The organism is Acinetobacter sp. YH01019, from assembly GCF_013420285.1.
Taxonomy (GTDB): domain Bacteria; phylum Pseudomonadota; class Gammaproteobacteria; order Pseudomonadales; family Moraxellaceae; genus Acinetobacter; species Acinetobacter gandensis.
Map to the genome: position 1 here is coordinate 1 of NZ_VOYM01000092.1, position 9,343 is coordinate 9,343.

8 protein-coding genes are annotated in these 9,343 nt (G+C 39.1%); 2 read left to right on the top strand and 6 right to left on the bottom strand.

The features are described 5' to 3' along the window. Nucleotides 1-103: 103 nt before the first annotated feature. Together FTT84_RS15360 and FTT84_RS15365 are read right to left on the bottom strand one after the other, a co-directional pair. Nucleotides 104-1,372, bottom strand: coding sequence for a glutamate carboxypeptidase (locus FTT84_RS15360; RefSeq protein ID WP_180081459.1), 1,269 nt, complete (start codon nucleotides 1,370-1,372; stop codon nucleotides 104-106). A 464-nt stretch (nucleotides 1,373-1,836) separates the two neighbouring features. Next, nucleotides 1,837-2,232: a tautomerase family protein gene (locus FTT84_RS15365; RefSeq protein ID WP_180058489.1), complete on the bottom strand. Its 396-nt coding sequence runs from the start codon at nucleotides 2,230-2,232 to the stop codon at nucleotides 1,837-1,839. A 491-nt stretch (nucleotides 2,233-2,723) separates the two neighbouring features. On the opposite strand from FTT84_RS15365, the gene FTT84_RS15370 reads away from it, so the two are divergent. Beyond that, nucleotides 2,724-3,764 (top strand): TauD/TfdA family dioxygenase, encoded by a 1,041-nt coding sequence (locus tag FTT84_RS15370; protein WP_180058490.1) that lies wholly within the window; start codon nucleotides 2,724-2,726, stop codon nucleotides 3,762-3,764. Between the two features lie 77 nt (nucleotides 3,765-3,841). Here the strand turns inward: FTT84_RS15370 and FTT84_RS15375 are convergent, their stop codons facing one another. Then, the gene (locus tag FTT84_RS15375; protein WP_373685028.1) at nucleotides 3,842-5,014 is read right to left on the bottom strand and encodes a PQQ-dependent sugar dehydrogenase; all 1,173 of its coding nucleotides are present in this window, start codon (nucleotides 5,012-5,014) and stop codon (nucleotides 3,842-3,844) included. 450 nt (nucleotides 5,015-5,464) lie between these two features. On the opposite strand from FTT84_RS15375, the gene FTT84_RS15380 reads away from it, so the two are divergent. After that, nucleotides 5,465-6,091: a type 1 glutamine amidotransferase domain-containing protein gene (locus FTT84_RS15380; RefSeq protein WP_180081460.1), complete on the top strand. Its 627-nt coding sequence runs from the start codon at nucleotides 5,465-5,467 to the stop codon at nucleotides 6,089-6,091. Nucleotides 6,092-6,153: 62 nt separating this feature from the next. Here FTT84_RS15380 and FTT84_RS15385 read toward each other — a convergent pair whose 3' ends face one another. From FTT84_RS15385 to FTT84_RS15395, 3 genes are all read right to left on the bottom strand, one after another. After that, nucleotides 6,154-6,465, bottom strand: coding sequence for an ankyrin repeat domain-containing protein (locus FTT84_RS15385; protein WP_067761805.1), 312 nt, complete (start codon nucleotides 6,463-6,465; stop codon nucleotides 6,154-6,156). 9 nt (nucleotides 6,466-6,474) lie between these two features. After that, complete coding sequence (locus tag FTT84_RS15390) at nucleotides 6,475-7,242, bottom strand: hypothetical protein (protein WP_067761807.1); 768 nt, start codon at nucleotides 7,240-7,242, stop codon at nucleotides 6,475-6,477. Nucleotides 7,243-7,338: 96 nt separating this feature from the next. Beyond that, a complete protein-coding gene (locus FTT84_RS15395) occupies nucleotides 7,339-8,688 on the bottom strand; it encodes an aromatic acid/H+ symport family MFS transporter (protein ID WP_067761810.1) in 1,350 nt (449 codons plus the stop codon). Between the last annotated feature and the right edge of the window lie 655 nt (nucleotides 8,689-9,343).

Sequence of the window (9,343 nt, forward strand, 5' to 3'; positions counted from 1 at the left end):
AAAGTGGAATATGCCTATTCGCGACTGGCGTTTAGCCATGAGCCGCTTTATTATTGAATTCGGTGACCGCTTAAGCAATCACCTTTAAATTTATGAAAAGCAATTACACAAAATTATTTACAGGCTCGCGTGGCACAATAGAATCCGTCAAAATATATTCGGCTTTGTCTGAATGTAATCCATCTCCAGACATGCCAATCCCTTCAATAATTGCAGCTTTTGATGTAACTCCAGCAAATGCAGCATCAGTTCCACCACCCCAAGCGGTCGTTTCAACTTTCATAGGCAGCTTTAATTCATTTGTGTAAATCTGCTGCGCTTTCGCGGCTAATTTTTTAGCTTGTGGGCTGGCTTCTAACGGTGGACGACGCACTTCAAATTTTACATCGACCTGACTTTCTGCCAATTTTTTAGTTTTCACTTTTTGCTTTAAAGTCTTTTCTAATTCAGCAAAATCTTGGGGTTTTAGAGAACGTGCATCTGCCTGTGCTGTAGCTTGATCTGGAATGACATTTCGAGTTTTACCAGCGCTTGCAACTGTCCAATTCAGCTTTAAACCAGTCTTAGGATTTGAAAGATTTTCTAATTGTTGAATTTGAAAAGCCAATTCAGACAATGCATTGACACCTGCTTCTGGCTTAACCCCTGCATGTGCGCCCCGCCCTTTAATATCTAAATAAGCTGCACCAATACCACTGGTTGCCAACATCAGACTTCCATCTAAACCGCCTGTTTCAAAAGAAAGTACAACATCCTGATTTTTAGCGTTATCCATAATCATTTGACGTGAACCAGGTGAGCTGATTTCTTCATCCGAATTAATTAAAACCGTAATCGTTCCATAATCTTGATATTTTAATTTTTTCAACATATCTAAGACATGAATAACGGCAGCAACCCCTTGTTTATCATCTAAGATGCCTAAGCCATACGCCTTATTTCCATCAATTCGAAAGGGTTGTCCCTGTAACTGCCCCTTTTGATAGACCGTATCATTATGTGCAAGCAGCATGATGTTCGTTTTACCTTTGCCCTTAAGCACTGCTTTGACAATTGGTCCTGTCTGATCAGGTGCACCATCAAGTTTCATAATTTCTTTGGGCTGAATAATTTCCACCACAGCCCCAGTGGCTTTGAGCTGATCTGCAACCACCTTCGAAATCTGATTTAAGCCTTCAATGTCTTTACTTCCAGATTCAATATTCACCAAAGTCTTTAAAGTATCTAAATAGCCCACCTTTTGTGCTTCGGCTATCTTCTTGATCTCAGCAGGCGATGCTGCCCAACTGATCGATGATAAACATAGCAAAGTACTGCCCAATGCAATTGGCAATACTTTAGATTTTTGACCGTTAAAAACATTTTTTAGCATGATTCTTATTCCCTGTTTTTTTCATTATGAATTTTTAATGTCTATTAAATTAGTTCACCTTTCAATCAATTAATCGAAAATATATGTAACATCCATGCCTTTTAAACGGTGAGTACAACAATAACGCCATCGTACTTAGATCTTTATTTGGGTCTATTGACAGCCATGCAGAGCTCACAAAAATGCAAAAGGACACCTTTTCATTCAAAAGATTATTGTACGTTTTAGCTTACACAGACTGCCGAGAATAGACACTATTCACGCTATTAAAATACTTTTATAGTTCAATCATACAGAGACAGGATGTCACTGAACATAAAACAACAATGATAAGACAATGAGCAGGAAGCTTACGGTAGGACAGGAGTTATACCGCTAGAATGAATCCGAAAAAGCCTCGACAGGATGTCGGGGCTTTTTTCGTTTAGGCTCCGTGAAAGCAACAATCCATGTATTTGCACAGACTAAACATCGACCTTAAAACCTAAATTGACATCACAAGCGGCCTGCCCACCACGGATTGCCCAATTTTCTAAAGGAATTTCCCTTAAAGTAATGATGATGTGATCTTGAGGGATGCCCAATACTGCTAAATTTTGCACCATCAGCTGATAGAGTTTTCGTTTGGTGTCTAAACTACGCCCAGCAAAGCAATCAATCGTAATATGGGTAAAAAGCTCGGGTTGGGTTAAAAGATCAAATACTTGAAAGCGCTCAGGCATATGTACCTGTAGTCGAATATTACGGTCATATTGAGGAAGTTGAAAACTCTGTTCTAATGCGTCAAATACAGCATGCAAAAGCTGTTGTTCTTGTTCTAGACTGTATTGCATTCTGATGTCAATTTGCGTGGCTGACATGCGAATACTCTGGTTATTATAGACGTTTGAATATTATGGAAATCTATAAAATTACGCTGTCTGGCATATATGTGTCGGTATTTTCTTACACAGACTTAGGTCTTTAGCGCTTTAGCCTTTTTACAGTAACGCCTATAGTAAAAGCATACAAAGACAGGATGTCTTGCAATAAAAATAAAGAATGCACAACAGCAGGAAGCTGACCGGTATGACAGGAGTCATACCTTTAGAATGAATCTAAAAAGCCCCGACAGGATGTCGGGGCTTTTTTATTTATATAGCAATACGTTGTTCTGCAAATAGCATCTTCAGTTACTTCATCGTAAATAAGCCATTTTTAAACAAAACTTACACCCTGACAGCAAAACTGTACTTATAATCGCGAATGACATCGAACAAAATATACGCTGTGTTTTTAGCAGCCTAAATGTCACCGCTTAGGGATTAAGCGATAACAATAAAAAATCAAACTAATAATTCGAGAATTGACTATGCAACTGAAGTACGACCAGTTAAACAGCTTCACCCGTATTTTTCATGCCGATCCAACTCATAATAGCATGCAAGATTTAGCTCAATATATTGGTGCACATCGCCAAGAGCTCATGCAGCAAATCCATAAAAATGGCATTGTGCTATTTCGAGGATTTCAGGTCGAACAACCTGAACAATTTAATCAGTTGATTGAGCAATATTTTCAGTTTCAACCGTGGAATGCGTTTAACCCTAACATGCCAGGCTGGGTTGCATCTTGGCTGCGTAAATACAGTGAACGTATTTTAGGTGCAGGAGATTATCGACGTTATATTGATCGTAATACAGTGCAACTCGGACCCGTGGAAAATTCAGTACAAGGTCCACATGTTGAAGGCGGTGTACGTTCCGAACGTTCACGCTACATTGCCTTATTCTGTCAGGAGCCTTCGACCTATTTGGCCGAAACAGGATTCAATAATTTAGAACATATATGGGAAAATTTACCCAAGCATCTTCAAGAAAAATATTTAGGTGCATGGAATCATTTTTCATATGTTTCTGCGCGAAAAATCAGTGTATTCGATCGCTTATTATTAAAGAAAAGTCCATTCAGTTTAGAAATGCGGCAGGATAAAAAGGCTAAATTAACCCTACAACGTTGTCCACTCGTGATTCATCATCCAGACACCAAAAAACGTGTGATTCAACCTTGGGCTTTTGCGAATAATACCAATCCATTTGCGCATCGGGCCGCTAAAGATTGCTTTTTGAATCGTGGGGAAATTGAGATTGATTCCACCGCAGATGGCATGCAATTAACTTGGGAAATTTACAATCATCAAGGTCAACAAATTGAGTGGACTGATGAAGAAAAACAGCAATTTTTTAATGCCATGTATCAAGATGCTTTATTGTTGCAATGGCAAAAGGGGGATGTCGCCATTGTAGATAATATTAAAATTGCGCATTGGCGTATGAATGGCGAGCAAGGCAATCGTAAGTTAATTCAGATTCAAGCCAATATGTTTAACGCGGATGAGCACTATGCAGCTTAACTGAAGTATGTCATTTAATGGATGTACCAAATTAGAGAAGCCCCGAAGGGGCTTTTTTTTTAAATTTTAAATTTTGGTTATTTTTTGATCGCACTTTTCGGTTCAATATTGAATAACCATGCCTTTTCTCCATCTTCAATGCCCCAAATACTGCCATCTTTGGCTTCAATGAGTCCACGAATACGCTGTGGCATGGCAATTCGTTGTATTTCTTGGACAGGTTTAAGCTCTGTATCAACAATTACAATCGCTTGTGAAGATAAGCCACCAATCAGCGCCTTATTTTTCCACTGTGGGAAACGATCGCCCTGATAAAACATCAGACTGGATGGTGAAATCACAGGTGTCCAACTGATGAGCGGTGCTTCAAATTCAGGACGTGTATGATGATCTGGAATCGGTTTATCATCGTAATGATCACCATTTGAAACGATTGGATAGCCATAATTTTTAGCTCGATGTACCAAATTAAGCTCATCCCCTCCTTTCGGACCCATTTCCAGTACCCAAAGCTGTTGTTTAGAATCAAATGCGAGTCCTAAGGGATTACGATGCCCTAAACTCCACACTTGTTGTGCAATCGGACCTTGAGTCTGAAATGGATTATCTACAGCAGGAGTTCCATCACTATTTAAGCGTAGCACTTTACCCAAATTAGACTGCATATCTTGTGCAGGATCGAACTTCTGACGTTCACCTGAACTAACCCAAAGTTTACCATCTGTACCAAAGTGCATCCGATGTGAATAATGCCCTTGACCTTCTACTTTCGGTACTTGCTGCCAAATAATTTTTCGCTGTTTTAAGCTCGGTTGTGCCGCTGTTAGATCAAGCTGAGCGCGCTCAATCACCGCCCCATAACCGCCTTTTCCAGCCTCGGCATAACTGAGGTAAATAAGACCGTTTTGGCTAAATTGCGGATCAAGCACAATATCGCCTAAGCCACCTTGACCGCCATAAGCCACTTTTGGTGGGTTCTGAACTGTGATCTTCTGTTGAGTCGCGGGATTAAAAATGACAATCTGACCTTTTTTCTCCGTCAATAAAAAACGTCCATCTGGGAGTTGTTGAAACGCCCAAGGCTCATCAAATTGAGCAATGTTTTTAATTTGGTAATCTTGCTCAAGTTGCTGTAGTGATACTGAATTTTCAATATTTTTTTCTAATTTTTTCGTGTTATTTTCTGCATGACAAGCACTTGTCGATAAGATACCCAATAACACACAAGCCGTTCGAAATGTCACATTCATTTTCATTATCCAATTCCTTATCCCTTTATAATTATTTGATTCTAATAAATTAATTATGTGAAATATTGAAATAATCGTAACAGGATAATTTTGTACGCTTAGGCTTACACGTGATGCAGATTATTACGGCTATTCAATTTATTCAAACAGGCCTAATCTACAGTTATCAGGAAACAGGAAGTTTCCGAAACAGAAAAACAATAAGAATAGTTTCTGCATCAGGACGTGAGATATGACATGGAGTTGTATCTAAAATACGAAATACGAAGAAAACCCCAACAGGATGTTGGGGTTTTTTTTTCAAGCTGATTTTTTAAGAGTTCACGCTAATCTAGAACTTTCGCATAACATCTCTGTCAAAACTTCTTACAGTTTCCTGCGAAATTATTACATACCCAAATCCGTCAGCTTGTTAGCGTGGTAGACAATCCTCATTGCAAGGAGCCAATCATGACTTTAAAAGCTTTAGTGATAACGTCAAATGTCGGTGTTGAACATGACGAGCTGATCCAACCCTTAAATTATTTAAATGAAAAGGGAATAGAAGCCATTCATGCCGCTATTAAACATGCGGTCGTCCAAACAGTAAAAGCAGACAAAAAGGTCGAAGCTGAAGTTCAACCCAATGCCCAATTAAGCAGCGTAAATGCTGAAGACTATGATGTGTTAGTAATTCCGGGGGGAACTGTCAATGCAGATCATCTACGGATCGATGAAGATGCGCTGCGACTTATTCAAAACTTTGCTGACCATCAAAAACCTATTGCTGCAATTTGTCATGGTCCTTGGGCGCTCATTAATGCTGAACGAATTCGTGATAAAACTCTGACGTCCTATAAAAGTATTCGTTTGGATTTGGAAAATGCGGGTGCGCATTGGGTTGATGAGCAAGTGCATCGCTGCAATACGGGCGGTTGGGTGCTAATTACTTCTCGTTGTCCAGATGACTTGCCTGCGTTTAATCAAGCGATTCAGCAGGAGCTTGAGCAACAGCAACAGCAACAGCAACAGCAACAGCAACAGCAACAGCAACAGCAACAGCAACAGCAACAGCAACAGCAACAGCAACAATACTAAAATGAAAATACCCGCATATTGCATGCGGGTATTTTATGAATAGACATTATAAAATATATGGCTTACAAATTTTTTAAGTACGCTACCACATCATCATTGCCTGCCATTTCTGCAAGCTCTAATGCTGTGTATTGGGTTTTGTGCTGTACGTCTGCCCCTTTCTCTACCAAGAGCTTCACTACGTCCAAATAGCCGTTTTCCGATGCTGCATGCAGTGCGCTATAGCCTTCTTCGTCGGCTGAGTTTACATCAGTGCCATTTGCCAAAGATTTTTCGACTTCAGCCAGTTCCCCTAATGATGCCCAGTACACCAGTTCAGGCAGATGTAGTTCTTCATCATCTTCGGGGATTGGGGAGATAGAATTAAATTGCATATATATTTCCTAACTTTCACTTAGCTTAATGAGCTTTTGATAAAGATCACTCTCCAATCGTTCCAATCCTTCACCATTTTTTAAATAGGTTAAGGCTCTATGGTGAATCATATCAGATGGGATATCATTTACACTTTGGGCCAAAGGAATAACCAATTTACCTAATGTATGAGCAATTCCTGTTTCATACATTACATTAGGATTTTTACCACTAAAATCCACAATTACTATTTTAGATTTAAAAATTAAGTCAAAGATATCTTGAATAATTGTACTATTATCCCAAATATCATCAGCCCTTAAGCATCTTAAATTAGCTCTTTCTGCGGCATTCTTAATAGCACTATAAACATTATCAAAACCTGAAAAAGGCATCATTACCGCTACAAGATCATTTTCAACGTTCACTTCAGGTACTGCAAATACTGAAGGAGAAAAGGTGATCTTTTTTTCTGCTATTTGATTCGATACATGCAATGTATCTTTATCTCCACTGCGATGATCTAAATATTCTTTAATTTTTTGTAAGTTCTGGGGATTATCTATTCGGATTGTCTTAAGAACATCAATAATACACGCCCCATAATCCCCATCCCCCCAACTTAGACTTCTTAGCAACCTTGGATGATTACTAATAATATGATCAGCATTTACTAGGAGGCCAAGCTCACTCCAATCAGTAGCATCAAACTCTTTTTCTATTATTCTCTTTAAATCTAAGATAAGTCGATTACTTTCTTCCTGATTATTATTCGAGGTAAAAGTTGAATTGTACATATAAATATTTTTTGTGATTAGATTTCACTCATAATAATATACAGATAAAAATAAAAAAGCCCCCTTACGGAGGCTTTTCTTTTTAAAAATCACAACTTATGCTTTCGCAGTAGAAGCATCTTTTACTTCAATTTTATCGCTGTCATTTTCATGCATGATCAATGCAACCGCAATTGCAGTAATTAGCACAGGTAAACCCACTGCCATGAAGTTGAAGTGCGCAGGTAAGTTCATACCGAGCAAACCACCAATTAGAATAGGCCCTACAATCGCACCCATACGTCCAATCGCAGAAGACCAACCAATACCTGTCGAACGTACAGCAAGTGGGTAATACTGCGCCACATAGCTGTACAGCAGCATTTGCGAACCAATAGATGCTGCACCTGCCAAGAACACCAAGATGTATAGCAAGAACTGATTCGATTGGAAGCCCATCAAGCTCATTACAATCGCACCCATCATTCCTAAAACCATCAATACAGGTTTTAAATGGAAACGGTCAGCCAAGATGCCACCGCCCACAATACCTACAACAGCACCCACATTCATGACCATCATGAACATCAAGCTGTTATCCATAGAATAACCGGCTGCCATCATCAGTTTTGGTAACCAGCTGCTTAGCGCATACATGGTCAATAGGCACGTAAAGAACGCAACCCAAAACAATAATGTATTTACGGCACGACCACGGCGGAACAAACTCACCACGTTAGCAGCTTCAGGCACGCTTTCTTGCGGTAAAGTGAACACTGTATTTTCAGTCACTTTCACTTCAGGCGCTAAGCGCTTCACGATACTGCGGGCTTTTTCCTGTTTGTTTTCTTTCACCATAAATGCCAAAGATTCAGGCAAAAATTTCCAAATGACAGGTAAAAGGAAAAGTGGAATCCCCGCAATAAAGAACATGATTTGCCAGCCAAAGTCAGGGGTGAACCATGAACCTAAAAGTGCCGCCATCACACCACCAACGGCATAACCACTAAACATCGTCGTGACGAGTGTGCTACGCATCTTCTGCGGTGCGTATTCGGACGTTAAAGCCACAAGGTTAGGCATTACACCGCCAATCCCTAAACCAGCCAAGAAACGCAAAATACCAAATTCTGTTGGATTCGACGCAAAGCCACCAGCGAAGGTCAAACCACTAAACAAAACAATACAGATCATAATGACTTTTTTACGGCCAATCTTGTCTGCGAGTGAACCAAAGAACATGGCACCAAACATCATACCTGCCAGCGCAGTACTGGCAAGCATTCCCGCTTGCATCGCACTTAAGCCCCAGTCTTGCATGAGTAAAGGTAAAACCACACCATTGATTGCTAGGTCGTAGCCATCAAATAAAATAATCAATAAACACCAAGCCACAACATTGAAGTGGAACGGGGTAAACTTAGCCTTATCGACTACAGAATTTATGTCTATTTTTTCCGTTGTCATCGTTCTCATCTCCCATGAGTACTTGTCCATAACATTCATTGAATATTTCACTAATATTCAATAGCGACGGAATATACGGAAGTCAGATTTCTAGCGATATTAGACGTATGTTTAATGAGATATATGCATTCTAAATATATGTTTATTCATTTATTTTTCATGTTTTTTTATGAATATTATTTAATTATCAATATATGATTTTAGGCCTATTTTTTTAAGCTTAAATACCTATTTATATTCAGTAAAATCTTTCAAAATTTAACCAATCCTTTAATTAAATTAAAGATAGTTTTTTCTAATGCTAACTGAAAGCTTGAGTGTTTGTTTAAAAAACATGCTCCAACTTATTTTGTCGCAGTTCTTTGGAACTATTTAATCTGTTTCATAACGATTATTTGATGCTAAAAGCTCTGTAAATACGCTTCTTGAACCGTTTTTAAACCTACGATTTGATGGAATATTTGATCTAAACGTTGCTAATTTTTCCAAGGTCTCATCCTTTTTTATAATGCCTACTCCCCTTATCCTTTTTTATTGCATAAAAAAATCCCCCTATCTCATAAGAGTTAGGGGGATTTTGAATAATGAGCTGGCGATGACTTACTCTCACATGGGTAACCCCACACTACCATCAGCGCTAAGAGGTTTCACTTCT

Coding starts and splice junctions, on each gene's coding strand:
- FTT84_RS15395 (WP_067761810.1), bottom strand. CDS start 8,688: ATGACAACGGAAAAAATAGACATAAATTCTGTAGTCGATAAGGCTAAG.
- FTT84_RS15385 (WP_067761805.1), bottom strand. CDS start 6,465: ATGCAATTTAATTCTATCTCCCCAATCCCCGAAGATGATGAAGAACTA.
- FTT84_RS15380 (WP_180081460.1), top strand. CDS start 5,465: ATGACTTTAAAAGCTTTAGTGATAACGTCAAATGTCGGTGTTGAACAT.
- FTT84_RS15360 (WP_180081459.1), bottom strand. CDS start 1,372: ATGCTAAAAAATGTTTTTAACGGTCAAAAATCTAAAGTATTGCCAATT.
- FTT84_RS15390 (WP_067761807.1), bottom strand. CDS start 7,242: ATGTACAATTCAACTTTTACCTCGAATAATAATCAGGAAGAAAGTAAT.
- FTT84_RS15370 (WP_180058490.1), top strand. CDS start 2,724: ATGCAACTGAAGTACGACCAGTTAAACAGCTTCACCCGTATTTTTCAT.
- FTT84_RS15375 (WP_373685028.1), bottom strand. CDS start 5,014: ATGAATGTGACATTTCGAACGGCTTGTGTGTTATTGGGTATCTTATCG.
- FTT84_RS15365 (WP_180058489.1), bottom strand. CDS start 2,232: ATGTCAGCCACGCAAATTGACATCAGAATGCAATACAGTCTAGAACAA.